The sequence below is a fragment of the Sphingobacterium sp. UBA1498 genome, from assembly GCF_002325125.1.
Taxonomy (GTDB): domain Bacteria; phylum Bacteroidota; class Bacteroidia; order Sphingobacteriales; family Sphingobacteriaceae; genus Sphingobacterium.
On sequence record NZ_DCRG01000037.1, the window covers coordinates 106710 to 133135 of the forward strand.

General features: G+C 40.5%; 23 protein-coding genes and 1 tRNA gene. 3 read left to right on the forward strand and 21 right to left on the reverse strand.

Annotated elements, in window-relative coordinates:
- Positions 1–160 precede the first annotated feature (160 nt).
- On the reverse strand, positions 161–829 hold the full coding sequence (locus B3139_RS19840; RefSeq protein WP_293885210.1) for an AcvB/VirJ family lysyl-phosphatidylglycerol hydrolase: 669 nt from the start codon (positions 827–829) through the stop codon (positions 161–163).
- Positions 830–850: 21 nt separating this feature from the next.
- Entirely contained in the window at positions 851–3445 is a 2595-nt protein-coding gene (locus B3139_RS19845; protein WP_293885212.1) for a phosphatidylglycerol lysyltransferase domain-containing protein, read from the reverse strand.
- A 123-nt stretch (positions 3446–3568) separates the two neighbouring features.
- On the opposite strand from B3139_RS19845, the gene B3139_RS19850 reads away from it, so the two are divergent.
- Complete coding sequence (locus B3139_RS19850) at positions 3569–4804, forward strand: glycosyltransferase (protein WP_293885213.1); 1236 nt, start codon at positions 3569–3571, stop codon at positions 4802–4804.
- Positions 4805–4808: 4 nt separating this feature from the next.
- Here B3139_RS19850 and B3139_RS19855 read toward each other — a convergent pair whose 3' ends face one another.
- Together B3139_RS19855 and dcd are read right to left on the reverse strand one after the other, a co-directional pair.
- Complete coding sequence (locus tag B3139_RS19855) at positions 4809–5918, reverse strand: MBL fold metallo-hydrolase (RefSeq protein ID WP_293885214.1); 1110 nt, start codon at positions 5916–5918, stop codon at positions 4809–4811.
- Positions 5918–6454, reverse strand: coding sequence for a dCTP deaminase (gene dcd, locus B3139_RS19860; RefSeq protein WP_209578319.1), 537 nt, complete (start codon positions 6452–6454; stop codon positions 5918–5920). The genes B3139_RS19855 and dcd overlap by 1 nt, the downstream gene beginning before the upstream one ends.
- Before the next feature lie 118 nt (positions 6455–6572).
- Between dcd and B3139_RS19865 the strand changes: the two genes are divergently transcribed.
- Positions 6573–7223, forward strand: coding sequence for a 4'-phosphopantetheinyl transferase family protein (locus tag B3139_RS19865; protein WP_293885215.1), 651 nt, complete (start codon positions 6573–6575; stop codon positions 7221–7223).
- Positions 7224–7324: 101 nt separating this feature from the next.
- Positions 7325–7396: transfer RNA gene (locus tag B3139_RS19870), tRNA-Glu, on the forward strand.
- Between the two features lie 319 nt (positions 7397–7715).
- Here B3139_RS19870 and B3139_RS19875 read toward each other — a convergent pair.
- The 17 genes from B3139_RS19875 to B3139_RS19955 form a co-directional block, all read right to left on the reverse strand.
- Positions 7716–9062, reverse strand: a complete 1347-nt coding sequence (locus B3139_RS19875) for an ankyrin repeat domain-containing protein (protein ID WP_209578316.1) — start codon at positions 9060–9062, stop codon at positions 7716–7718.
- A 19-nt stretch (positions 9063–9081) separates the two neighbouring features.
- Positions 9082–10278 carry an ankyrin repeat domain-containing protein gene (locus B3139_RS19880; protein ID WP_293885217.1) on the reverse strand — a complete coding sequence of 399 codons (1197 nt, stop codon included), beginning with the start codon at positions 10276–10278 and terminating at the stop codon, positions 9082–9084.
- Positions 10279–10428: 150 nt separating this feature from the next.
- Positions 10429–11208, reverse strand: coding sequence for an enoyl-CoA hydratase/isomerase family protein (locus tag B3139_RS19885; RefSeq protein WP_293885218.1), 780 nt, complete (start codon positions 11206–11208; stop codon positions 10429–10431).
- Positions 11209–11212: 4 nt separating this feature from the next.
- Positions 11213–13753 carry a DUF5686 family protein gene (locus B3139_RS19890; RefSeq protein ID WP_293885220.1) on the reverse strand — a complete coding sequence of 847 codons (2541 nt, stop codon included), beginning with the start codon at positions 13751–13753 and terminating at the stop codon, positions 11213–11215.
- Between the two features lie 206 nt (positions 13754–13959).
- Positions 13960–15336: an NADH-quinone oxidoreductase subunit N gene (locus tag B3139_RS19895; protein ID WP_293885221.1), complete on the reverse strand. Its 1377-nt coding sequence runs from the start codon at positions 15334–15336 to the stop codon at positions 13960–13962.
- Positions 15337–15353: 17 nt separating this feature from the next.
- Positions 15354–16796, reverse strand: a complete 1443-nt coding sequence (locus tag B3139_RS19900) for a complex I subunit 4 family protein (protein ID WP_293885222.1) — start codon at positions 16794–16796, stop codon at positions 15354–15356.
- Between the two features lie 14 nt (positions 16797–16810).
- Positions 16811–18733 carry an NADH-quinone oxidoreductase subunit L gene (gene nuoL / locus B3139_RS19905; protein WP_293885224.1) on the reverse strand — a complete coding sequence of 641 codons (1923 nt, stop codon included), beginning with the start codon at positions 18731–18733 and terminating at the stop codon, positions 16811–16813.
- Between the two features lie 19 nt (positions 18734–18752).
- Positions 18753–19082 carry an NADH-quinone oxidoreductase subunit NuoK gene (gene nuoK / locus B3139_RS19910; protein ID WP_293885225.1) on the reverse strand — a complete coding sequence of 110 codons (330 nt, stop codon included), beginning with the start codon at positions 19080–19082 and terminating at the stop codon, positions 18753–18755.
- Positions 19082–19579, reverse strand: a complete 498-nt coding sequence (locus tag B3139_RS19915) for an NADH-quinone oxidoreductase subunit J (RefSeq protein WP_209578303.1) — start codon at positions 19577–19579, stop codon at positions 19082–19084. The genes nuoK and B3139_RS19915 overlap by 1 nt, the downstream gene beginning before the upstream one ends.
- Positions 19580–19590: 11 nt before the next feature.
- Positions 19591–20100 carry a NuoI/complex I 23 kDa subunit family protein gene (locus B3139_RS19920; protein ID WP_209578302.1) on the reverse strand — a complete coding sequence of 170 codons (510 nt, stop codon included), beginning with the start codon at positions 20098–20100 and terminating at the stop codon, positions 19591–19593.
- A 13-nt stretch (positions 20101–20113) separates the two neighbouring features.
- A complete protein-coding gene (gene nuoH / locus B3139_RS19925; protein WP_293885227.1) occupies positions 20114–21154 on the reverse strand; it encodes an NADH-quinone oxidoreductase subunit NuoH in 1041 nt (346 codons plus the stop codon).
- Between the two features lie 8 nt (positions 21155–21162).
- Positions 21163–22182, reverse strand: coding sequence for a 2Fe-2S iron-sulfur cluster-binding protein (locus tag B3139_RS19930; protein WP_293885229.1), 1020 nt, complete (start codon positions 22180–22182; stop codon positions 21163–21165).
- Positions 22183–22212: 30 nt separating this feature from the next.
- Entirely contained in the window at positions 22213–23568 is a 1356-nt protein-coding gene (nuoF, locus tag B3139_RS19935; RefSeq protein ID WP_293885230.1) for an NADH-quinone oxidoreductase subunit NuoF, read from the reverse strand.
- Between the two features lies 1 nt (position 23569).
- Entirely contained in the window at positions 23570–24091 is a 522-nt protein-coding gene (gene nuoE, locus B3139_RS19940; protein ID WP_293885232.1) for a complex I 24 kDa subunit family protein, read from the reverse strand.
- Positions 24084–25319, reverse strand: coding sequence for an NADH-quinone oxidoreductase subunit D (locus tag B3139_RS19945; RefSeq protein ID WP_293885233.1), 1236 nt, complete (start codon positions 25317–25319; stop codon positions 24084–24086). The genes nuoE and B3139_RS19945 overlap by 8 nt, the downstream gene beginning before the upstream one ends.
- A gap of 10 nt (positions 25320–25329) precedes the next feature.
- Positions 25330–25824 carry an NADH-quinone oxidoreductase subunit C gene (locus tag B3139_RS19950; RefSeq protein WP_293885235.1) on the reverse strand — a complete coding sequence of 165 codons (495 nt, stop codon included), beginning with the start codon at positions 25822–25824 and terminating at the stop codon, positions 25330–25332.
- 3 nt (positions 25825–25827) lie between these two features.
- Positions 25828–26379, reverse strand: coding sequence for an NADH-quinone oxidoreductase subunit B (locus tag B3139_RS19955; RefSeq protein ID WP_293885237.1), 552 nt, complete (start codon positions 26377–26379; stop codon positions 25828–25830).
- Positions 26380–26426: the final 47 nt, after the last annotated feature.

Below are 26426 nucleotides of genomic sequence, written 5' to 3' on the forward strand. Positions count from 1 at the left end.
AATTCTAAATCAAAATTACGCCCTTCATTATTTAATTAAATTGATGTAGGACAAGAAATACGAATAACATCGATGCTTTTACCTATCTTAGCACTATAAATGACCGTTGCTAGCGTATAACCACCGTAAAAGAGAGTCAGCGTATATTAAAGCGGCTCCATTAAAATAGGGCGACAGTATTCTTCGCTACCTGTTCTGCATTTCCACTAAAATGATGTCCGCCAGAAAGGTATACTTTACTAAAATTTTTAAGGGTTATCTTCTTTACAGAAAAGTCGGCTTCATCGTCACCAAGAATAACACTCGTTTTCACTCCATCCATTCGATTGATTTCCGAGACGACATCAAGACTTCGTTTTGCATTACTCCGCCCCAGAATATCTGCAATATGGATCTCGAGATCAGTCGACCCCGAAGGTTCCAAAAGCACTACACTTTTTAAGGTTTTTTTAACGGCAGGATCCAAGCGATTCAAAATAAAAGGAACTGCATCTGCACCGAATGAATAACCAACCACAAAAAGGCGGGTATTATGTCGTCCTCCAAGCAAGTTTTTAAGCGTGTTTGACACATCCGCAGCAATTTCATTTGGACTTTTCTTCTTCCAGAAATAGTTTTTTGAATCAATAGCAGCCACCGTATATCCTGCTCCAGCAATCAGCTCACAGAGTTTATTCGAAAACGAATTGAACCCGCCATCTCCACTCAGATAGAGAACCAAAGGTAGTACAGCTTTATTATTCCAATATTTCATGTCAATCAAACGTTGTTGAGCAAAAGCATGAAACGCTATGCTTCCAATTATAAATAAAGTGGCTAATTTTTTCATCTGTATGAGCTCTATATGAAGCTATTCATTTGGCTTCATTACTTTTATCAGTGCTGCAGGAAGTTGTATGAGATCAAAATCGTTATCAAATATAAGGTATTTATTTTCCCAAAATGTCGCATACTTTTCTTTAAAATCGCGCAGGCTATGGTAATGTTTGAAATTGCCTAATCGCTTTGAGGCAAATTTCATAATTTTCTCTGCAGGACTATCCGTTGCTCCTAAACCCGTCATTGGTACCATGCCCAAATTTAAATACGCGTATTTTCGGTCTTTCGCATAAGCAATAAGCTCAACGATCAACGCATCCATACTTCCACCTGGAGCTTCCGAAGACTTCCGAATCATATCATAGGTACACTCATCTTTTGCATAGTCAGGAATAATATTGAGAAAAGCGACCACTTGCCTTGCTTCATTTTTCAGCACAATAATATCCTGTGAGACAAGATCTTTTCCATCGAACATACCCTGTGAAAAAACCATTTCCTTTTTATCAAATGCTTTCAACCACTCATCGGAGATCGCTTTCAATTGATCTATAATTTCCTTGTTCTGCGGTGCTGTCAACACTTCCGTGGTAAACCCCTTTTTATGAATTGCATTCAGTCCGTTACGCAGTGACTTACGGTCCTTACCCTCCAGCTTGAATGCCTCGAGTTCTAATACTGCTTCCTGTCCAATCGTAATCTTCTGTTTGCGAAGGGAAGAAAAGTGAACCAAGCTATTTTCATCAACACGATAATAAATGGCTTTCAATCCATTTGCATAGCAATAAGCATCAAACTCCCGAATCAGTTCTTCCTTATCCCCTTGTTCACACACAGGTTCATCCAATACAATTGCAAATTCGTTAGCCAAGCGGTAAGCCGTAAATCCTTCTGAAATTTCCGAAAAAAATAAGCTCTTATCTTTTCCGAGTTTAAAAAAATCCATCGGAGACTGTCCAAATTCGAGCAGCAGCTGCTCCGCACGCTCCAATTCAGATTGGTTCGAGTCCTCATCTGCTAGAAGACGGGGGCGGGCTAACGCATAGATCAAGAGGAACCAGCAAAAAAGTCCAAGTACCTGAGTGATCCGCAAGAGTTCTTGACCAAAGTTTGTTTGTGGCATCAATTCATCGTCGGCAAACAACAAGAAGCTTCTTGCGGTATGGTAAATGGATTGTCTCCAGGTAAAGTCGACCCCGAAATGTTGCTTATCAATAAAGTAAAAGCTCAACACATCAAATAGGCATATGCCCATGAGAGCAACAAAAAATGTGATAAACCCAATACGCATCCATCGAATATTACTCTTAATGCGATATTGCTTATAGCTCATTGCCAATAAAGCCAAGGTCAATAAAGCCACCGAAGCTTCTTCATAGTCCAGGGCTTTAAAGACATGCCCAAACAGTGACAGTGCGCTGAATACTACAGCTATCCAAAATGCAATACGGAAACCTTTAATCAAGTAGGCCGAAGTGACCAATAACCCCAGGCCCAACACTAATACCATGAATTTAGATGCGTGAATTGCTTCCAGCGGCAAATAAAATCGATCAAGTTTCATACGATCGGCCAACGGTGGTGTCAATACGGAGACGAGGTTCACCACGCCCAAAAAGAAAATAAGCAAGGCAGGTCCAATCCTCGCCAACAATTGCTTGCCACGCCATGCAAAAGCCAGAAGTCCCAAAATTAAGGGTAGCCAAAATTCGAATGCCCGATATAGGATCGTGATACCTAAACCCTCTGCCTGGGAATAGCCATACGCTTTAAAAATATATAACATGGTCAGTTCGACAGCCCCAAGCCCGCGCAAAAAAGGAGAAACGATCATTAATACAACCGACACAGTGTAAGCAATAGCCGCAGCTTCAAAGGAATGATCCAAACCTAGGGCATACATACTAACAAATGCATGTGCTATACCGCAACATTCCACCACCATGGAGGCAAGCATAGTCCCCAAGAGATACTTCAGCTTGACTTCTCCTGAAAATATTTCGTCAATATTGGAAGAAACAGCAGGAAACTTTGCTTCTACCCAACTGTAGATTCCTCTGTGGGTTCTAAAAGACCAGACTATCCAAAATACAATACCCAACAGCAATCCTAAAATCACCAGTGAAATCCAGGCATCCCCAAAATTTTTGTTGTGCCAGATTGTGTATAATATTACAGGTACGCCAATTATAAAGACCGTCAATAGACCAACATAACCATAAAGAGCGCCAGCCTGATGAATTTGAGTGGTATTTAAATTTCTTTTCCGCAACTGAGTCGTCGTATAGGCAAGCGAACTGATTCCACCTGCGGGCAAAAACACACTGAGTAAATTGCGTTTTAAGAAAAGGTCAATTGCAATGCGCAGATTAATGGAAAGACCAATAGCTTTAAAACTCTGTACATACATCAATCCCTGAAGCACAATATAGATGATGGTTATTGCCACCCCAACGGATACCCAGGTTAAATTGGCCGCACGCAATTGCGGAATAATTGCAGCAAGCTCTTTTCGCTCATTTCTAAAAAATACAAAGGCTAATAAGATTACCAAAACAGCTATTAGTTCCTTCCAATAGGTTTTTGGTGAAAAATGTCGAATCCGTTGAGCAATAGTTTTGACCATATAGTTGTTTAATGGTGGATAAGCCTACATATTTTATAAACACTGAATAAAGCTAATCGTTTGAAAAGGACTAATTGTTAATTTTTCGTCAATTCTTTTCACATTAATCAGTAATTTTCCGGCATGAAAGAGAAAAAGGTTTTGTTCATCGGACTTGTGTGGCCAGAGCCAACATCTTCTGCGGCGGGCTTTCGCATGATGCAATTGATTGAAACATTCCTTGCGAGCTCCTACCAGATTACATTTGCTTCGGCCGCGGCCAAATCGCCCTACAGTGCCTTTTTGCAATCTCTTGGGATACATGAACAGGCAATTGTGCTTAATAGCAGCAGCTTTGATGATTTTATTACGCAGCTTCAGCCTGACATTGTTGTATTTGATCGCTTTATGGTGGAAGAGCAATATGGGTGGCGTGTTGCACAGCAATGTCCCAACGCACTTCGTGTACTTGATACAGAAGATTTGCATTTCTTGCGCCAAGCAAGACAGACATCTGTTAAAAATAAAGATGATTTTTCCTTTCAAGCATTATTTACCGATACCGCCAAACGAGAACTTGCCGCCATACTGCGGAGTGATCTCTCATTGATTATCTCCGAATCTGAAATGAAGATTCTTATCGAAGAATTTCGAATTTCACCGGATATCCTTTATTATCTTCCGTTCCTTGAAAAGGAGATCACTCCTTCTGAGGTGGTACAATGGAAGCCTTTCAAAGAGCGCAAGAATTTATTATTTATTGGGAATTTTATTCATGAACCCAACTGGCATACCGTGCAATATCTAAAAACACAAATATGGCCACAGTTAAGGAACATGCTGCCTAAAGCGGAATTGCACATTTATGGGGCGTATGCAACGCAGAAAGTACTACAGTTAAATAATCCAAAAGAGCGTTTCTTGATTAAGGGGCGGGCAGAATCTGCACGTGTTACTATGGAAAACTACCGGGTACTAGTCGCACCAATTCAATTTGGCGCTGGTGTAAAAGGGAAATTTATTGACGCCATGCAGACCGGAACTCCATCTGTCACGACGACTATTGGAGCAGAAGCCATGAAGGGCAATTTGGACTGGAATGGTTTTATCGAAGATGATCCCAAAACATTTTGTGTCAAAACTGTTGAGCTATATGAAAACAAAAAGATTTGGTATACGGCTCAAGAAAATGGCATCCGAATCATCAACGAACGGTATGAAAAACGAAAGTACCAGGCTGACTTTATGACAAATCTATCCTTATTAAAGGTGCAAATTGACAAACATCGCCAACAAAATTTTATTAGTCAGATCTTATTACACCACACGATGCAGAGCACAAAATATATGTCATTATGGATTGAGGAAAAAAACAAATAGATCTTTATTGGACTTCACGCCACCAAGGTGGATATACTTTATCCAAGCTATTAAAATACACCAATTCCCCTATTTTAGGCGTAAGCAGATTGATATTTTCTTTATCAGCTATTTCGTAAAATTTCTCCATCGGTTCTTTCCAATCGTGCATAGCCAAAGCGAATTTCGAAGAATGTACGGGTAAAATAGCTTGGGCCTTCAAATCCTTCGTTTCAGCAGCCCATTCATCTGGTAAAGAATGGATATAATGCCATGCATCATTATACTGCCCACTTTCCAAGATTGCTAAATCAAATGGCCCAAATTGATCACCTATTTTTTTGAAATGCTTGCCATAGCCACTATCGCCCCCCAAGAAAATAGTATACTTGGAGGTTTTTAACACAAAGGATGTCCACAAGGTAGTATTTCGTGTAATTCTTCGCCCCGAGAAGTGCCTTGCTGGGGTAAAGGTGACCTGAAAACCAGGTCCTAGTTGTATGTGGTCGTACCAATCGCCCTCTATGATCTGATCAGCCTTATATCCCCAAGATTCAATATGTGCTCCAACACCAAGACCACAAATAACCTGACCAATTTTATTCCTCAATTTCGCAACAGTGTCATAGTCCAAGTGATCATAATGATCGTGAGTGATAAACAAATAGTCGATTTTAGGAAAAAGCATCATCGCATAGTCAACTGACATCTTAAATGCATTGTTGCTACCTGGCATTGGGGAAGCATTTTCGCTGAAAACAGGATCCACCAATATTAGTTTTCCATCTAATTTTAGCAGATATGAGGAGTGGCCGAACCAGATCAGTACATCGTCTGGGGGGAGATTTTCTAAATCACAAGCAACAACAGGCAACACATCGATAGGTTTCAAGTGGGGGTTTTTGTTGAAAAGAAAATCCCAAAACAACGCGACCACATTGACATCGCTTTTCAACGATGGTGTTACTTCGAGATTACGAAAAGTACCATTTTTAAAATTTGGAGACTGTTTCATACGCTCAAGTCGAGCTCCCTTGAAACTTCCACCAAAGATAGGATGAATAAAATAATAAAGTACGCCGCTGATAAGAATAATCAATAGCGTCGCTAATATAATCCACCCAATCGTTCTCATTAGAAATTATTCTTCCACATCATGGATTCGACCGGACGGATTGTCTTACCGTTATACTTTGCATTTCCTTTGGTATTATAAAATGTTTCGATCTCCCCTTCTACCGCAAAATAGATTAGCTGCCCTATAGGCATCCCCGCATAAACGCGGACCGGCTGAGCTACCGAAATTTCCAATGTCCAGGTATTGCAGAAGCCGACGTCGCCCTTTCCTGCGGTTGCATGGATATCAATCCCTAAGCGGCCAGTACTCGATTTGCCCTCTAAAAAAGGAACATGCTTATGCGTCTCAGTATATTCTTGTGTAACACCTAAATAGAGCGTATTAGGTTCCAAAACGAATCCCTCTTCAGGAATTTCAAAATGTTGGATTTCATTGTGCTTTTTTGCATCCAGTACACGGTCTGCATACGTTGCCAAATATTTTCCCAAATGTACATCGTACGAATTTGTGCCCAAACACTTACGATCAAATGGTTGAATGACAATACTGCCATTTTCAATCTCTTCGAGAATTCTTTTATCAGATAAAATCATGTGTATCAAAATAGCAAAGGCATCAGGCCGTGCTATACAAATTCAAAAATACAGTTCTCCAACTAATTTTACTTCATTTTTCAAAACAAAAATCTGCGATTTGTTTTTAAATTTGGACATGAGTCTAGTATATCTACGTGAAATTGATAGCCAAACCAAATTTGCAATTTGGCGAATTGAAGAATCTGACGATGATTTGATGTCGAAGCTTCAGTTGGATGAACGTGAAAAAGCAATATTGGGTTCCTTCCATATCGGAAAAAGAAGGCTCCACTGGCTTGCAACACGTGTGTTATTGCGAACGCTATTAAATACATCCCGCTATATTGAGTGTCCTTCCGATCCGAATGGCAAGCCTTATCTCGCTAATTTTCCTCAGAAAATATCACTTTCGCACTCATTTGAGTATGCGGCTGCAATGATCAGTACAAAAGGAGAGGTTGGGATCGACATGGAAATCATCAACACAAAAGTAGAGCGCATCCAACACAAGTTTCTAAAGCCTGAAGAGCTCGCTTTCATCACCCGTGGTGAGAACCAATATGAGCAGCTTTATGCATGCTGGTGCGCCAAAGAGGCTATTTACAAACTTCAAGGGAATGCGGGTGTCTCTTTCCTGAACAACATGACCATACAGCCATTCAACTATCAAACGCAAGGTATATTAAAACTTGAACTAGACAGCAATCAAAAGAAGCATAATTATGATGTGTATTACGAGAAATTCAATGCTTATATGCTTGCTTACGCTGTGGAACAGGGCCTTTAAAAAAATAATTTTTCTCAATTTCAATGAATTAGCATTCCAACTGCACTTTTTTTTTGCGCTTTTTGAAAAAGCTTCTATATTTGCATCATCGAAAACGATATGGCCCGTTCGTCTAGGGGTTAGGACGCAAGATTTTCATTCTTGAAACAGGGGTTCGATTCCCCTACGGGCTACAAAAAGCGACTTCCAAAGAGTCGCTTTTTTAGTTTATGCGCATATCGTCCAATGCCATGCCTGTTTAAACAACTGGGATCCCTTTAAAAATCCATTAATCCGTGTTGATTGCGATTATATGCCGGTCACTAGATCTATATCTTATCGCAAACAAACAATAAACTAATTTCCTGAACGACGGTATAAGGTAAAATGAATTTAACCAGTTGCAACATAATCATTAAAACAGTACATATGAACAGTAATAACCGATCGGAGAAAAGTTCTATTTGAAAGTGACTGAGAAAAAAATTAATGTAACAGTACAAGTTTAAAATGCTAACTCTTCAAGATCTTAGCTTTCTCCAAATCAAATTCTTCTTGATTGATAATTCCTGCGTCTAATAAATCCTTCAGATCAAATAGCGCCTGCTTTTTTTGTGCCATATCCATTCCTGGAGGCATTTCAGGTATTACCTTTTTACTGGCGCTGATCGGCCCATCCCCCACAGCATTGGTTTGCGCACCGAAATCAATTAGTAATGCAGTAATTTCATTATACCCCTGCATATTGGAATAATCTATTGCTTTCTGTTCCAAAACATTCGCTATATCTGTCACTGCTCCGTTGGACAGGAGATACCGCAACACATCTTTTTTACCATAAGCTGCAGCATAATGAAGCGCGGTATTGCCTGCTGCATCCTGTTTATCGATCGTTGCGCCACTATCCAAAAGCTGTTTGACCAAAGATAGGTAGCCCATTTTTGTGGCCGTATGTAACAATGTCTCCCCAGCATAATGTGGTTCAAATCCGAGTATAAAAGTACGTCCACCTGTCCTAGCAATCAACTTCTCCAAATATTGTCCGTCCTTTCCATCAAATGAATCCACGGGACGTGCGTAATCGGCAGAAAGACCTTTTTCTAAAAATAATGCAAGCAACTCCTTTTGATTGCTATTACATACATACCATACTGGAGAAATGCCCTCAGCAGATTCAGCAAAAATATCACTTCCCTGTTCCAATAATTTTTGGGCAAGAATGCGATTCCCATTTTTTACTGCAAGCAGTAAGGGGCCCTCGCTTATGTCATTGAGTATATTGACAGACGCACCATTATCCAACAACATGTTCACAATAGGAACAGAACCCAAAGCCACTGCCAAATTTAAAGCCGTGTTGCCCTCTTTGTCTGTTGTGTCTACACGAGCGCCATTTCCAACAAGCAACTGTACTACAGGAGGATATTTTGCCTGAACAGCCAATAGTAAGGGTGATTCAGCGCTGTTATTTAAAGCATTTACATCCAAGCCATGTGTAATCAGTTTTTCCACCATTTCCTGTTGCCCTGTGCGCGCTGCGATATGAAGCAAGCTATTCCCCAAAAAATCATTGATTAAAATATTGGCATTATTTTCCAATAAATAGACTGCCGTTTGCTTTTGCTTTTGTAACAGGGCAAAATACAAAGGGGTTTCACCCCGATGATCTTCGTAGTCCAAGGTAGCACCTGCCTCAACTAACTTTTTCACCAAATCTAGATACCCCCTATGCGCCGCATAATGCAATGCTGTACGCCCCATTTCATCGGTGTAAGATACATCAACTTGATGCTTCTCCAGTAATATCTCCGCTATCTTACGTTTCCCACTTTCACAAGCAATTATAAATGATTGAGACATAACTCTTTTCTATACTTATTTATTGTTTTAATAACCATTCGACTGTTTTTATCTTGAGATTATCCTCCATAGCGTAATCAACAGCCTTTTTATCCAATCTATTTTCTGATTGAGGGTCAATCCCCTCGCCAACCAAATATTTTACCTTCTTGTACAGCTCACGTGCTTTATTTTCATCGTAATTGAGATTTTCTTGACAAACCTTATGCAATAACGTATTACCTTCATTATCCGTATAATTTAGATCTAAAAATCCTTTGTCCACAAGTTTTTGTATAACCAAAAGTGACTTTTCTGCCAGCCAATCAACTCCTGCTTTTTCTTTCTGGTACCAAACGGAGGCTGCCGTCAGATCAGCACCGTGTTCCAAAAGCAGGACTAGAACGGCTAGGTTAGTCTCACTGTCGGTATGCATCCTGCGAAGGAATGCATTGAGCAAGCTTTCACCTTGCTTATCGACGCTATGAAAATCTGGCTTTCCATAATTGAAGAGAGTCAGCAGTAAACCTGGATTAAAGTGCCTAATCGCAGCATAATGAAAAGCACTTTCCCCATGCCAATCCTTTAAGCCTGGGTCTGCTCCAGCATCTAATAATTTAACTACAGCGTCAGTTTTCAACGTATCAACAGCCATATGTAACGCTGTCTTCTGTTCAACATTGGCAATATTCGGATCTAAGCCCTCCGCTAACAGCCAATCTACAAGCTCGCTAATACGTTCGTTGGGCTGCATACGTAAACTACACACTTTAAAAAGCAATGTTTGTCCATATTTGTCCATTCGCTGCAAGTCAGCACCTGCATCATAAATAAGTTTTAAGAAAGGAATCGCCACATTTTCCTGCACGGCATATTCCAATAAGGTACTACCGTCTACTTCTTCATCAATATCATCAACCTGAGCCAAATAACGCTTGATCCAATTTAAATGGATGTCAAGTTGTGCTTCGGATGTTATCTGAGGCTTAAATAAGGTATTGATGACAGATGTGCTCAAACGATCGTAATCGTATAGATCAGTTGAGATGAGCCCCTTGTGTAAAAACCTGTCCAGGATTTCATAATGCTGAGATCGAATCAATTGGCTCACTAAACTATTCAATTCGTACTCATGAAACTCAATGCTGCTGTTTGCTGCTTCGACAATCTGTTCCATCTCTGCAATTTCATTTTTGCGCGAAAATTCAGCAAGTGCTCTTAGTTCGTTATTTGTCATTTTTTTACTGGTGTTAATCTAAACACGAAACCAACATGGTTCAATTAAAAACGATTTAACAAAAAAAATAGTATGAATACCATTTAATATAAACTACGGAATCAATATAAAACTGTAACCTGAAAGGATAATAAAAAATGCTTTAGGCCGCTACTCAAAATTTGGAGTCCTTTTCGCTAAAAATGCAGAAACACCTTCTTTGAAGTCTTCTGTACCGAATAAATGTCCAAAGGCATCCATTTCAACTTTGCTTCCATTTTGTTGTTTATCTTCTGCAGCGTTAATCGCAGCTATTGCATTTGCTACTGCTACGCGAGAGCGCGTAAATATTTTTTGAAGTATTTCCTCCGCTCGGGCAATTAGTTTATCCTGTACGACCACCTCGTTTACCAATCCTATTTCATAAGCCTGCTGAGCATCAATCATATCACCAGTTAAAATTATCTGCATGGCCCGCCCTTTTCCGATCAATTTGGGCAAACGTTGTGTACCGCCATAACCTGGAATTAAGCCCAAAGAAACTTCTGGAAGCCCCATTTTGGCATTCTCAGAAGCTATACGCATGTGACAGGCCAAAGCGAGTTCAAGCCCTCCACCTAAGGCATATCCATTGATAGCAGCAATAACTGGCTTCGGAGAGTCCTCAATAAGATCTGAAAAAATAATATGACCCCTTTCACTAAGCCATCGCGCCTGAATAACAGACAAATCCAAAAATTCCTTGATATCTGCTCCTGCCGCAAATGCTTTGTCACCAGCGCCAGTCAGGATTATGCCTCGTACTTGATCGTCGGAATTGAAATGTTTGAAAAGATCTTGCAAATCATCCAGTGTTTGCTGATTCAAGGCGTTCAGCTGCGGTTCGCGATTAATAAAGATGTAGCCAATACTATCTTTAATAGCGTATTTTAAACTTGAATATTGAACCATATTGCTAAAAATTAAAATGTAAAGATGCCGTAAAGGTATCTGAAGGTACGCCTTCGCCACCTCTATAGCTTAATCTCTTTTTATACTCTAATCTAATCAATTTAAAGATATTATCCACTCCCACAAGTCCTTCCACATAAGGTTTGTTACGGAATGCCTTTGTTTGAATAATGCCATCTTTATCTGCCTCAAATTGAATGTTTTCGGGAGTAACAAATGGATTATTAGCATCACTCAGCTTTCCATAAAAAGCCTTAAACCCTGTCACTTCACGCCACTTTAACCTCCTGAACAAGGGGATTCTATTGAAAAAGAAACCGTTCCAATTGTGATAATAAGTTAGTTTCAAAAACTGGTCGGAAGCAAATTCCGAAGTCGCCATCAGATCAAAGTTTACCAAAGGTCCCTGCTTATCTTTTGTGACCTCTGGAAGTTCAAGCAAAGTATACGGCAGGTGCTTACCCCAAATTCTTCCTCCTGAAAACTCGAGATCGGCCTGACCTGCCGGAGATAAGAATAATCGTTTGAAAATATTGAACCGCAATGCATCATAACTATAATCTGCTCCCCAAAAGCCTTTCAAACCTTTGTTATATTGCAGGGTAAAGATTGGATACTTATTTTCCACAGTACCCCTGTCAAGATTATGATAGGTAAATTCTTCATTTGGAGCCCAGCGCAAAATCAGCTGCAGATCATTTGTATTTACCCGGCGAACTGTATCAGGTAAAGGTAGACTATTGATATAGAACAAATCACCACGGGGCTGTCTTCTGGTATGCGTAAATGCCGTTCCAACGCTAACATGATTGCCAAATTCGATCAGATGATCTAGTCGATAGATGTCATTAAATTGCCATTTATTAGGCTTGTTTTTCCCAAAAGAGCGGAAGAATCCATCGCCTTTTAAAAAGCCCAAGCCCCGCCCTGGTTCCATCACATCATGCTGTACAGTAAAGCGCAAATAATTTGCAGGAAACTGAACAATGCGTTCTCCATTCAACGTAAAGGCCGTACTCAAGTAATATTTAAGTTCTTTATCTTTATCTCCGTAAGCAGTATATCCTTCAATATAAGCTTTTTCGGAAAATAAACGAGTTGTTCGACCACTTAAGCGGAATCGATTACCTTCATAATTATTACGGCTATAAAGATATTCAAGCGGTCCAAATTCAACTTTCCCAGCATTATAATAGCCCTTTGCCAGTAAATAACCTAATGCAACCAACTGATTAAAAGATCGCATATTTTGTACCGAATCAACTTTTTGATAGGCCCCTAATTCAGCATGGCTTAAGGGACTCGGTCTAATCCGTACTATGGGCACTTGCACCGCAGATTGCAGAAGATATCTTTTTTCAACAGGTACTCCGGCAAAATTCTCACTCGAAATGGAATCCGTACGATGTCCTAGGTATTGGGTTTCCCTGCGTCCATATAATACATCTGACTTACTACCGCCAAATAACATTTTCAGATCTGCATGAACAGGGAGCATACTACCATTTTTAAATTCACGATAGTTCAGCTCTATCTGTACATCATTTATCCAATTGATATTTGCGGCACGTCCTATATTCAATGTCGCGCGATGGACCGCATATCTCGTATCATCCGATATTAGGAGATCACCGTAGAAAAGCAAATCAATCGCAGATTTGCCTTCAAAATGGAGCGCAATATAATCCTGACCATCGATTTGAATGGTATCTTTGATCTGATAGTTATAAAATGCTGTTGCACCCGTAGCAATTGGGCTCAACACACCTTTGTTTGTGATCTGAATCGTATTATCATAGAGATCAACATCACGGAGTATTGTCTGAAAACGCGTCTGCCAATTATCGTTGTTAAAAAAGCGAGGATTTAATTCTGTTTGATTGTGGCTAATGATAATTTTCTTACTTCGGTCTGGATTATGGGAAGAATAGACGTTTGCATAGTTTTCTTCCAGATAGAATGGCGCAATTGTGAGCCCCCGGAAAGCAGTAGAGTCAACATTCTCAAAAAGAAACCGAAATGGTTTTGGAAATTTCTTGGCTTTATCTTCTGGGTTGACAAAACCAAACTGTGTTTTCTCATATTCGTCGAAACGAATTTCAGGAATACGGGTATAATGGTTCTGGGGACGGTTTGCGATCACCTTCTCAATCAGCGCAACGGCAGGATCTTTTGGTTTCTTATTTTTTCTATTGACGACGACTTCCTGTAATGTATTATTAGAGGCAATTAAACGCACAGTCAATATAGAATCTTGCAATCGGCGAACATCAATTGTCCTGCGTTCATAACCCACTGCTCCAAAGATTAACTGGCGATACTTCTTAATATCCTGAATTTTGAAATTCCCAACAGTATCACTACTACCTCCACGATCTTCCCCAAGCCAGTTAATCGAGACCCTTGCAATACCTTTTCCTGTCTGCGTATCCACTACCTTTCCACGAATAAATTCCTGCGCAATTACCCGCCCTCCTATAAAGAGGAATAATAATACACCGAAAAAATGAATAGAAAAAGATTTAACACACACTTTAAACACCATCTGCAAATTGATAGGATTTCTTTTTTACAATATACAATTTGTATGCAAGAGTTATACCAATAAAAGTAAAAAAAGCACAGCGAATCGCTATGCTTAATAAACAACAAGTATTCTAACAGAAATCTTCACTTTTAATCCACGTAATCGCCATGTTGATTACTAAAAGTCGCTATGCGCATTTAAAACATATATGTTTAACAAAAAATTTATATTAATTTTAAAAGACAATCTGGATATACTCCAATAATAATTGTAAGCACGACTGCAAGGAACAGTACAAGTGAATAATTCCACTGCACATTGACACAAGATTCCTCACTATCCCTAAAGTACATCGCAACAACAACCTTTAAGTAGTAATATACGGCAATTGCAGCGTTAACGACGGCTAGCACGAGCAATACAATATGATAGTTCTCCATAACAGAAGAAAACATCATAAATTTACCAATAAATCCGGCAGTCAACGGTATCCCGGCAAGAGATAGCATAGCAACTGTAATTGCAAAGGCGAGCATGGGATTACGTTTACCCAATCCATTGAACGCTTCAAAATGCTCGGAACCGGTCGTCTTTTTGACAAGGATTAATCCCGTAAAAGCAACAATCGTTGCCAGCGAATAAGCAAGACCATACGCAAAGATGCTATTGGCTGACGTGGCACCCACGGCTATAATTGCAAACAACATATAACCTACATGAGAAACACTCGAATAGGCAAGCATTCGTTTGAAAGAAGACTGCATTAACGCTGAAATATTTCCAACAAATAAAGTGAGAATGGCAATCACTAAAAATACGGGTGTCCAAAAATCTTGTAAAGGCAATAGGCTATAACTGAATAAACGCAACAATCCAGCAAAAGATGCTACCTTAACCACCGTACTCATATAACTTGTAATTAAAATCGGAGCCCCTTCGTAAACATCGGGTGTCCAGAAATGAAATGGAACAGCTCCAACTTTGAAAGTCAGCCCTACGATTAGAAATAATATCCCGCCATAAAATAAAGGTGAAATCGACTGAGGATTATTAACAACATATTCTTTCACTTCACTTAGATCAAATGATCCTGTTGCTCCGTATAGGAGGGCAATTCCAAACAAAAGAAAACCGGTAGAAAAAGCACCCATGATAAAATACTTTAGCGCAGCTTCATTTGATGCTTTATCTCTTTTACGTATTCCGACCAAAATATAAAGAGCTACTGACATAATTTCAATGCCTAAAAAGAGCATCGAAAAATTATGATAACTATTTACAAGAACAGCTCCTGTGAGGGAAAATATTAATAGTGAATAATACTCCGCGACTTGTCCTTCTTGGTCAAAATATCCTTTTGAAACAACGAAGATACACAAGGTAACGGCAATACATAAGATTGAAAAAACAATAGCATAATGATCAAAATGAACCATCCCGCTATAAAGAGGACCGCTGGTCGAATTCCAGTCATCCCATAGGAAACCGATAGCGACAAGAAATCCAAGAATAGAAACAGGCAGTAGCATAGATTTTACCTTGAATAAGCCAAGATAAAGGACCACCAATGCTAATATCGAAAGTGTAATTATTGCACCCATACAATTAAATAAATCTATTATCTGCCTAAAAATGTACTTAAAACTTCCACCGAACTTGCAGAAAGGTTCAATAGGAAATTAGGGAATATACCAATGTAAAGAATTAAGGCGGAGACTATCGTTAAAACGACAAGTTCGGTACTTTTCACATCTTCAAATTGCTTCGTTCTTTCGGTAGCTTCCCCTAACATGGTCTTTTGATAAAGTCTAAGGATATAGACTGCCCCAAGAATTAAGGTTAGACCCGCAAAAACAGCAAACCAGAATCCATACTGAAAAACGCCTTTCAGTAGCAAAAATTCACCAACGAATCCATTTGTTAGCGGCAGTCCTACTGCTCCCATACAAATAATCATAAATAAAATGGCCAACCGGGGTGCTCTGCTCGCAATTCCGCCCAATTCCGAAAGACTACGTGTGCGTGTACGCTGCTGTATTATATCTAACACATAAAAAAGCCCGATCACCGAAATACCATGATTTAACATTTGAATGGTTGCTCCACTCAGTCCGTTCGTATTCCACGTAAAGACACCAGCACTAATTAGACCCACGTGGGCTATGGATGAATAGGCAATCAATCGCTTCACGTCATCTTGTTTAATCGCGATGATGGAAGCATACACAATCCCAATCACACATAAGATCATCACGAAATGACCATACAGTGCAACACCAGCCGGCGCAATAGGCAGTAGCCAACGCATTAAACCGTAAACACCCATTTTGAGCATGATACCAGCCAGTAACATTGTACCTGCTGCGGGTGCATTGGTATATGTGTTAGGTTGCCAAGTATGAAAAGGGAAAATAGGAATTTTAATAGCGAAAGCGACAAAGAATGCCCAAAATAACCACCGCTGTGTATTTTCCCCCAAATCTAATGCGATAAACGAGGTCCACTCAAAATCACGGTTGGGTACTTGTTGATAGAGATAAAGAATCGCGATCAGCATCAAAAGACTACCCAAAAAAGTATAGATGAAGAATTTCAAGTTGACACGAATACGATCTCCTTCGCCCCAAAGTGCACAGATAAAGTAGATCGGGATCAAGGCGATTTCCCAACCCACATAAAAGCTAAAGGCATCCAAGGCCATAAATACCAGCAACAATCCTGCTTGCATGAAAGCCATTAGTGCATAGAAGCTTCCTTTATAATCCTTCTTAAAAGTTGTTGCAATAATCAAAGGCATGAGCCCATTGGTCAACAAAACCAGCGGCAGACTGATACCATCAACACCAATATGGAAGTGAATATGCAACGAAGAAATCCATAGCCAATTTTGTTCAAATTGCATCCCTCCATTCGCATCAAAAGCATAAAGGAAGGGAATAGTCAACGCCAAAGATAGTAATGATAAAATCAAGGCTATAGACTTTGCAGCATTGGTCTTTAAAAAAGCTAGCATCAACGCGCTTATTAACGGCAATAAAATAAGTAAAAACAAGTTATCCATCGATTACACCAAAATTAAAGACTCAACAATCCATAGATGAAAATGGCAATCACTCCAATTACCATCATCAATAAATAAAAACCAACATTACCATTCTGGAGCAAACGCAATACCTTACCTGTGTCAAAAGTTACTTTACCGGCTCCATTGACAAGGCCATCAATACCACGTTGATCAACTACGTTACCCATGAAAGCCGAAAGCCAATTGATTGGGCGTACGATGATGCTATCATAAAGTTCATCTACGTAAAACTTATTGTAGGAGAGATTAGCCAAGAAACTTCTCGTACCTTCTCCCTCTTCAGGTGACTTTTGTCTTTTAACATATTTATTAAAGGCTAAAGCAACCATAATCAATACACCAACTACCGAAACGGCCATTAATAGGTACTCAGTACTATGTTCCAAATGATGTGTTGCTGGCATTATAGCCTTTCCCTCTGAAAACACCGGTGCCAGAAAATCCTCAAGCCAATGATTACCCCCCAAAACCGCTGGTAAATTGATCACACCCCCTATCACCGAAAGTACAGACAGCACAATGAGTGGTGTGGTCATACTCTTTGGAGATTCATGCAGATGATGCCTTTGCTCTTCCGTACCACGGAAAGTTCCAAAAAATGTCATAAATAACATCCTAAACATATAGAATGCTGTCATTAATGCGCCGATAAACCCTAAACCCCAAAGGACTGGACTTGACGTGAAAGCTCCAGCCAATATTTCGTCTTTGGAGAAGAAACCAGAGAATGGTGGAATCCCTGAAATCGCGATTGTTCCCATCAACATCGTTAAATAAGTAATTGGCATAGCGCTCTTTAGTCCTCCCATTTTACGCATATCTTGTTCCTCACTCATACCATGTATGACAGATCCCGCCCCAAGGAAAAGCAATGCTTTAAAAAAGGCATGTGTCAATACGTGGAAAAATGCTCCTGTAAATGCACCTACACCAAGGCCAAGAAACATATAGCCCAATTGCGAAACGGTGGAATAAGCTAATACTTTCTTTATATCATTTTGCGTTAGTGCAATCGCAGCAGCCAGCAGGGCTGTACAAATAGCGATGACAGTAATAAGTTGTAAGGTGAACGGTGAAAGGATAAATAATATATTGGAACGGGCAATCATATAAATACCCGCCGTAACCATGGTAGCCGCATGGATCAGCGCAGATACCGGTGTTGGTCCAGCCATGGCATCGGGCAACCAAGTAAACAAGGGGATTTGCGCAGATTTACCAGTTGCAGCAATAAACAACAAAATGGTAATGCTAACCACAGTAATATCACCGACAGCGAAGTTCTTGGCCGCTGGAAATACCGTCGAAAATTCTAACGAGCCGAAAGTGCCTAGTATTAAAAATACGGCAAGTAAAAAACCTAAATCACCTATTCTATTCATCACAAATGCTTTTTTTGCTGCATTTGTATAAGAAGTATTTTTATACCAAAAGCCGATCAATAGGTACGAGCATAATCCTACACCTTCCCAGCCTATGAACATGACCAAGTAATTGGAGCCCAACACCAATAACAACATAAAAAAGATAAAGAGATTCAAATAGGCGAAGAACTTGCCAAATCCAATATCATGATGCATATAACCAATGGAGTATACATGGATAAGAAAACCGATTCCTGTAACAATCAGAAGCATAATCGCACTAAGCGGGTCTACCAAAAAAGATAATCCTATCTTAAGGTTACCTACGGCAATCCAATCAAATACATGCTGCTCAATGATGCCCGCTTGTCCAGCCTGTCTCGCTTGATATACTTCGGAGAAAAGAATACAGCTACACACAAAAGAAATAAGCACTACAGCACTACCAACAGCACCTATCATACCTTTGGAGAAAGTATTCCTACCCAATCCATTTATTATAAACCCGATTAAGGGCAAAAGGGGAATCAACCAAACTAATTCACTCATCGTATTTATTTCTTAAGTTCTACCAACGCAGTTTATTTAAGGAATCGATATCCACAGATTTCGTATTCCGATATACCATAATAATAATTGCAAGGCCGACGGCAACTTCTGCAGCTGCCAATGCCATGATAAAGAAGACAAAAACCTGCCCGGATGAATCGCCATGCTGCACAGAAAATGCTGCTAAAAGAAGATTCACTGCATTAAGCATCAATTCAATAGACATCATGATAATGATGACGTTACGGCGAATAAGAACACCAATAACACCAATAGCAAAAATAATCGAGCAAAAAATCAAGTAATGATTTATTGGCACCCCTTGCAACTGTTGAATAACTGTTTCCATTAGATTTGTTTAGGTTCTTTCTTAGCTAATAATATCGCTCCGATCATTGCCGTCAATAACAATAGCGACGATAACTCAAAAGGGAGCAAAAATTCGTTAAACAACACTTTCCCCAGATTCTTGACCAATCCGATCTCAGGATTTACGACGGTCAGTGGATTCGAAATATCGAATACACGGTACACGCCGAAAAAAGTCACCAGTAAGCAACAGCCTGCGATAACGCCCATAAATTTGACTAAATTGGATTTCATGGGTTCGGTATCCTTATTCAGGTTGAGCAACATCAGCACGAATAAAAACAAAACCATAATGGCACCCATATACACAATGAAATTCACCACAGCCAAAAACTGCGCATTCAAAAGAATATAATGTATTGTAAATGTGAAAAACGTAATCACCAAATACAATACACTGTGCACAGGATTTTTGGTAAAAATGGTCATCAGCGCAAAGAAAATAGACAAGAAGGCTACAAAATAAAATACTGTCATAATTTCCTGGTTTAGCTCTTTAATTTGGTAATATCAAAAGTCGGTTCAACCAATTTGTCTTTTCCATAGATAAAATCCTTACGGAGATAATCTGCAGTCACATGGGGACCGTCCAAATAGATCGCTTCTTTCGGGCAAGCCTCTTCACATAGGCCACAGAAAATACAGCGCAACATATTGATTTCATATACCGACGCGTATTTTTCTTCACGATAAAGATGTTCTTCACCTTTTTTTCGCTCTGCAGCAGTCATGGTAATCGCCTCCGCAGGACAGGACAAGGCACATAACCCACAAGCAGTACAACGTTCGCGCCCTTCTTCATCACGTTTGAGCGAGTGCTGTCCTCTAAAATTTTTCGAATAAGGTCTTATTTCCTCAGGATATTTAATGGTTGGTATTTTCTTAAAAAAATGCCTTAATGTAATTCGCAAACCTTTTATAATAGCCGGAAAGTAGATTCTTTCGGCGAATGTCATCGGTTTTTGTTCAATTACTTTTTTACGATTGGTTAGTTGCATAAAAAGTCCTTTCTTATGAGAAGTACGTGTCTTTAATCAATGTAAATAAACCTGTAAGTACGATATTGGCAATCGCCAATGGGATCAGCATTTTCCAGCCCAGATTCATCAGTTGATCGTAGCGGAAGCGCGGTAATGTCCAGCGCACCCACATAAAGAAAAAGATAAACAAAAATATCTTGACAAAGAACACAATCACACCGACGATCGTAATCAAATTGGCAGACCATCCCAGATCATTCATAAAAGGGAAATTGTATCCCCCAAAATAGAGTGAAGCCATAAGCGCCGAGGAGACAAACATATTGATATATTCGGAGAACATATAGAGCCCCAATTTCATCGAAGAATACTCCGTATGATAACCACCAACAAGCTCAGTCTCACATTCCGGTAAATCAAAAGGTACTCGGTTACACTCAGCAAAGGCACACACCATAAAAATAATAAAACCTAACGGCTGTGCCCAGATATTCCAATTGACAAAGCCAGACTGCTGCGCAACGATTTCCTTCAGGGAAAGGCTTTGTGTCACCATCAATAAAGCGATTATCGAAAGCCCCATGGCAATTTCATAACTGATGCTCTGTGATGCTGCCCGAATAGCGCCCATCAAAGAAAACTTATTATTCGACGCCCAGCCGCCCAACATAATACCATATACGCCCAATGCTATGACACCAAACATATACAGAATACCGACATTAACATCGGCAACCTGCAAGGAAATTATCCGATCTCCAATCTGTAACTCCTGTCCCCAAGGGATCACGGCGGAACTGATACAGGCTGTTATGATGGCTATAGTCGGACCTACTATAAAAAGTACTTTATGCGCACCTGCAGGAATAATTTCCTCCTTAAAGAAGAATTTCCCCCCGTCGCATAAGGGTTGTAAGATCCCGAAAATACCGGCCCGATCCGGACCATAACGATCCTGCATAAAACCGGCAATTTTACGTTCTGCTAGCGTAGAATACATCGCAATTACCAAAGTAACTACGAAGATAATAAACACCAGTATTAATTTTTCTATGACAAAAGACCACTCCATATTCGTGATTATTTCAATTTTTCTGTTCTAGCTAACTGTTCGCGATTTTTTTCCTGCAGTACAGGATTTTCTTTAACGACTTTAGGTGGATTAAATAACTCGTAGTGATTAGCCGAGATAACCGAATGTGGATCTACTTCTGTTGGTTCCTCCAATATCCAATCACTTGTTTTTTTCTGATCATAGCGGCAGGTATTACAGATAAACTCTTCCACTTCGCCAAATTCATCCTTTCGCGCGGTCACCCGAATAACCTCTTCCCCTTTATACCATAAAGTTACCTTGCCTGAACAAGTGGGGCAATCGCGATGTGCATCAACCGGTTTGGTAAACCATACTCTATTTTTAAATCTGAAGGTTTTATCAGTCAGAGCGCCCACAGGACACACATCAATGACATTCCCAGAAAAATCATTATCGATCACATTTTCGATATAAGTAGAGATCTCTGAATGATCACCTCGTCCTAAGATACCATGTACACGCTGATCGGTCAACTGATTGGCAACATACACACAACGGTAGCATAAGATACAGCGATTCATATGCAATTGGATCTTATCACCCAGATCGATACGTTCAAAAGTACGTCGGTCGAATTCGTAACGCGTATGTGCACTGCCGTGTTCGTAACTAAGATCTTGCAATTTACATTCACCTGCCTGATCACAGATTGGACAGTCCAAAGGATGATTGATCAATAAGATTTCAACAACCCCTTTTCTTGCTTCTATTACTTCAGGAGACGTTATATTTTGCACTTCCATACCGTCCATCACCGTTGTACGGCAAGAAGCAACCAATTTTGGCATAGGTCGAGGATCTTTTTCCGATCCCTTGGATACCTTTACCAAGCAGGTACGGCATTTACCGCCACTTCCCTCCAATTTGGAGTAGTAACACATTGCCGGAGGGACAATATCACCGCCGATCTGTCTCGCAGCATTTAATATGCTTGTCCCAGGAGCAACCTCTACAGGTATACCATCGATGGTGACCTTAAACTTTACATCTTCCGCTTCTGCCATGATATGATTTATTTAGCGTTACAGCTTCTATTATGATACTATTGGTTGTAAAGGATCAGCATAATGTGCCAATCCATAATTTCGTGTCTGCGACTCTTCCGGATGAAGAATGTGCCATTCAAATTCATCCCTAAAGTGCCTTATTGCAGCCGCCACCGGCCATGCTGCAGCATCACCGAGTGGACAGATTGTATTTCCTTCAATTTTTCGCTGGACATCCCATAGCAAATCAATGTCCGACATCGAGCCGTGGCCGCTCTCGATCTTATGCAACACTTTTTCCATCCATCCCGTTCCTTCACGACAGGGAGAACATTGTCCACAGCTTTCATGATGATAGAAACGTGCAAAATTCCAGGTATTACGCACCACGCACTGATCTTCATCAAATACGATAAAACCGCCAGATCCAAGCATTGTACCGGTCTGGAAGCCGCCATCTGCCAACGACTCATAGGTCATCAATCGACTATTTCCAGCTGCAGTTTTCAAAATTAAGTTGGCCGGTAAAATAGGGACCGAAGAGCCCCCTGCCACAACAGCTTTCATTCGCTTCCCATTGGCTATACCGCCACAATATTCGTCCGAGTAAATAAACTCTTCCACAGGCAGACCAAGTTCAATTTCATAGACACCTGGTTTTACAATATTTCCGCTCGCAGATATTAATTTTGTTCCTGTACTACGTTCTACACCAATCTTTGCATACTCATCGCCGCCCAAATTTATAATCGGAACTGTCGCTGCGATTGACTCCACATTATTTACCACTGTAGGACAATTATATAAGCCCGCAATCGCGGGAAAAGGAGGTTTAATACGCGGGTTACCGCGCTTTCCTTCCAAGGATTCTAACAAAGCAGTTTCCTCGCCGCAGATATAGGCTCCTCCCCCCGGCTGAACGTAGATCTCCAGATCATAACCGGATCCTAAGATATTTTTTCCTAAAAAGCCTTTCTCCTTCGCTTCAGCAATAGCACGCTCTAGGATTCTGATCTGCGGCATCATTTCTCCACGCACATAGATATACGACGTATGAGCCCCCAAAGCGAAGCTGGATACAATCATTCCCTCAATGAGTGCATGCGGAATATGCGTCATTAAATAACGATCCTTGAATGTCCCTGGCTCAGATTCGTCTGCATTACATACCAAATAGCGGGGCACTCCTTCGGGTTTGGCCAAAAAGGACCACTTCATCCCTGTCGGAAAACCAGCTCCTCCACGACCGCGTAATCCCGACTTTTTAACCTCCTCAACAACCTCTTCAGGAGACATGTTCTTTAATACTTTCTCAACAGCAACATAACCACCTTTTTGCCGATAGACCTCAAAGGTATTGATGCCAGGAACATCGATATGAGTCAACAAAAGTTTACGCGCCATATTATTCTGTTTTAGCTTTTAAATTATCAATCAATTCGTCGACTTTATCTTCCGTCAGATTTTCGTAGAATGTATATTCAGGGCCAATCTGTAAGACTGGTCCAAAACCGCAGGCTGCCAAGCATTCGACGCCGCGCCAGGAAAAAAGTCCATCGCTTGTGACCTCCCCTTCTTTCACGCCTAGCTTTTGTTCTAATCGCGCCATAATACGTTCTGCACCAACTAAACAACAAGGCCCTGTGCGACAAATCTCCAGCACGTATTTCCCTTTAGGCTGCAATAGGAACATTGTGTAGAATGTAGCGACTTCATATACCTCGATCGGTAATATATTAAGATACATGGCAATCTTGTCCATCGCATCTGCGCTGACCCAACCATACTCCGCCTGGACCAAATGTAAAATGGGTAATAGGCCTGATTTCTGCTTTCCCTCAGGGTAACGACTGACCACTTCTCCAAACTTGGCCAACAAGTCAGGAGAAAACGTTACATGTTCATTATTTTGTTTTACACTAAGCATCTAGTTCTCCCGCTATAACGTTAAGACTACTCATATTTATTATGGCATCTGAAATCAGCATTCCTGCGCTCATTGGCGCAAATAGTTGATAGTTGACAAAAGAAGGCCTTCTGAAATGAAGACGGTAAGGTGAGCGTCCGCCATCATGAATCAAATAAAATCCAAGTTCACCGTTTGCACCTTCGACGGCATGATAGACTTCAGCTTTTGGTGTGTCGACCTCACCCATGACGATTTTGAAATGATAGATTAAGGCCTCCATATTGGTATACACTTGCTCTTTTGGAGGCAAATAGAAATCAGGCACTTCGGCATGGAATACCCCTTTAGGCTCTTTCTCGATTTTGTCCAATGCCTGCTCTATAATCCGAAGAGATTGCCACATTTCGGCATTCCGTACCATAAATCGATCATAGACATCGCCTGTAGTGCCAACAGGCACATCGAAATCAAATTCGTCATAGGAGCAATAAGGATTCTGTACACGCACATCGTAATCTACTCCTGTCGCCCGCAAAATAGGACCTGACCAACTGTAATCCAAAGCTTCTTCTGCCGTTACAGCAGCAACTCCTGAAGTCCGTTCAATAAAAATACGGTTACGAACAAACATTTCTTCAAACTCTTGCAATACAGGAGGATAGCGTTTCAAAAATTCACGTATTTTCTCAAAGGCTATAGCATTGAAATCACGTTCAAATCCTCCAATACGACCGATATTAGTTGTCAAACGAGCGCCACATATCTCTTCAAAGATTTCATAGATAAATTCACGCTCTTGCATAACATATAGAAATCCCGAAAACGCTCCTGTGTCCACACCTAAGATTCCGTTACAAATAATATGATCTGCAATGCGCGCAAGCTCCATAACAATGACACGCATATACTGCACACGCTTAGGAATCTCTATCTTAAGAAGCTTCTCAACAGTCATATGCCAGCCCATGTTATTGATTGGTGCGGAACAATAATTCAGACGGTCTGTCAATGGAGTGATTTGATAAAACGGCCGATGTTCTGCAATTTTTTCAAACGCCCGGTGAATATAACCGATTGTAGACACACCACTCACTATACGCTCACCATCGATCTGAACAACATTTTGAAATACACCATGCGTGGCGGGATGGGTTGGCCCAATATTTAAGGTAATCAACTCATCTTGTGGGTCGTTATCTTCAAAAACGGGTTGATTGGGTGTTATCTTGCTAATAAATTCGCTCATATTGTATACTTTAACGGCCGAAATACAAATCTTTTTTATCTACGCGATTTGGATCTTCCAAAGGATATTCCTTACGCATAGGAAATACCTCCATATCATCAACATTCAAAATTCTTCTCAGATCGGGGTGTCCTATAAAATTGACACCAAAAAAGTCATAAGTTTCACGCTCCATCCAATTCGCACCTTTCCAAACCACAGTCGCAGTTGGAATCTCAGGATTCGGACCTTGTAAAAACACTTTCACCCGTATCCGTATATTATGAACTAGACTATGGATATGATAAACGACAGCAAATTCCTTCTCCAAATGCGGATAATGTACTGCTGTAATATCGGTCAGATGGATAAACTGCAGCTCACTACCCGACTTCAGGAAACGAAGCACTTCGATCAGGTCTTCTTTTTCAACAATGACGGTCAATAGATCGTGAGCATCCGGAATTTCTTGAATCTTTGCGGGAAAATTCTCTTCGAGCTTATCCAATAAAAAACTGTTTTCCATCGTTTATTTATTTGTATGAATTCCGTACTTTTCAAGCAATGCCTTATATTCTGGCGTATTTCTCCGGTTCAAGGATTCATTCTTCACGATGTCCTGCAAACGCAATACTCCATCCAAAATTGCTTCGGGGCGAGGGGGACAACCCGGCACATAAACATCGACCGGTATAATTTCATCGATCCCCTGCAGCACAGAATAAGTATCGAAGATTCCACCGCTAGAGGCACAGGCCCCTACAGCGATTACCCAACGCGGCTCAGCCATCTGCACATACACCTGCCTTAGCACAGGCGCCATCTTCTTTGCAATAGTACCCATGACCAATAGCATATCTGCCTGCCGCGGTGAAAAGCTAGGTCTTTCGGCGCCAAACCTTGCCAAATCATAGGTTGAACCCATTGTAGCCATAAACTCGATACCGCAACAGGATGTGGCGAACGGCAAAGGCCATAACGAGTTGGCTCGCGCCAAGCCGATGGCTTTATCTAAACTCGTCGCAAAAAAACCTGCGCCTTCTACTCCCGGGGGAGCTTGTGCTAATTTTATATCACTCATGAAAAGTCGATTTATAGGTTTAGTATCGTTGGCCAAAAACCAACCAT

Coding starts and splice junctions, on each gene's coding strand:
- nuoL (WP_293885224.1), bottom strand. CDS start 18,733: ATGAGTGAATTAGTTTGGTTGATTCCCCTTTTGCCCTTAATCGGGTTT.
- B3139_RS19845 (WP_293885212.1), bottom strand. CDS start 3,445: ATGGTCAAAACTATTGCTCAACGGATTCGACATTTTTCACCAAAAACC.
- B3139_RS19945 (WP_293885233.1), bottom strand. CDS start 25,319: ATGAGCGAATTTATTAGCAAGATAACACCCAATCAACCCGTTTTTGAA.
- B3139_RS19930 (WP_293885229.1), bottom strand. CDS start 22,182: ATGGCAGAAGCGGAAGATGTAAAGTTTAAGGTCACCATCGATGGTATA.
- B3139_RS19890 (WP_293885220.1), bottom strand. CDS start 13,753: ATGGTGTTTAAAGTGTGTGTTAAATCTTTTTCTATTCATTTTTTCGGT.
- B3139_RS19850 (WP_293885213.1), top strand. CDS start 3,569: ATGAAAGAGAAAAAGGTTTTGTTCATCGGACTTGTGTGGCCAGAGCCA.
- B3139_RS19865 (WP_293885215.1), top strand. CDS start 6,573: ATGAGTCTAGTATATCTACGTGAAATTGATAGCCAAACCAAATTTGCA.
- nuoK (WP_293885225.1), bottom strand. CDS start 19,082: ATGGAAACAGTTATTCAACAGTTGCAAGGGGTGCCAATAAATCATTAC.
- B3139_RS19920 (WP_209578302.1), bottom strand. CDS start 20,100: ATGCAACTAACCAATCGTAAAAAAGTAATTGAACAAAAACCGATGACA.
- B3139_RS19855 (WP_293885214.1), bottom strand. CDS start 5,918: ATGAGAACGATTGGGTGGATTATATTAGCGACGCTATTGATTATTCTT.
- B3139_RS19880 (WP_293885217.1), bottom strand. CDS start 10,278: ATGACAAATAACGAACTAAGAGCACTTGCTGAATTTTCGCGCAAAAAT.
- dcd (WP_209578319.1), bottom strand. CDS start 6,454: ATGATTTTATCTGATAAAAGAATTCTCGAAGAGATTGAAAATGGCAGT.
- nuoH (WP_293885227.1), bottom strand. CDS start 21,154: ATGGAGTGGTCTTTTGTCATAGAAAAATTAATACTGGTGTTTATTATC.
- B3139_RS19875 (WP_209578316.1), bottom strand. CDS start 9,062: ATGTCTCAATCATTTATAATTGCTTGTGAAAGTGGGAAACGTAAGATA.
- B3139_RS19955 (WP_293885237.1), bottom strand. CDS start 26,379: ATGAGTGATATAAAATTAGCACAAGCTCCCCCGGGAGTAGAAGGCGCA.
- B3139_RS19895 (WP_293885221.1), bottom strand. CDS start 15,336: ATGGGTGCAATAATTACACTTTCGATATTAGCATTGGTGGTCCTTTAT.
- B3139_RS19885 (WP_293885218.1), bottom strand. CDS start 11,208: ATGGTTCAATATTCAAGTTTAAAATACGCTATTAAAGATAGTATTGGC.
- B3139_RS19915 (WP_209578303.1), bottom strand. CDS start 19,579: ATGACAGTATTTTATTTTGTAGCCTTCTTGTCTATTTTCTTTGCGCTG.
- nuoE (WP_293885232.1), bottom strand. CDS start 24,091: ATGCTTAGTGTAAAACAAAATAATGAACATGTAACGTTTTCTCCTGAC.
- B3139_RS19950 (WP_293885235.1), bottom strand. CDS start 25,824: ATGGAAAACAGTTTTTTATTGGATAAGCTCGAAGAGAATTTTCCCGCA.
- B3139_RS19900 (WP_293885222.1), bottom strand. CDS start 16,796: ATGGATAACTTGTTTTTACTTATTTTATTGCCGTTAATAAGCGCGTTG.
- nuoF (WP_293885230.1), bottom strand. CDS start 23,568: ATGGCGCGTAAACTTTTGTTGACTCATATCGATGTTCCTGGCATCAAT.
- B3139_RS19840 (WP_293885210.1), bottom strand. CDS start 829: ATGAAAAAATTAGCCACTTTATTTATAATTGGAAGCATAGCGTTTCAT.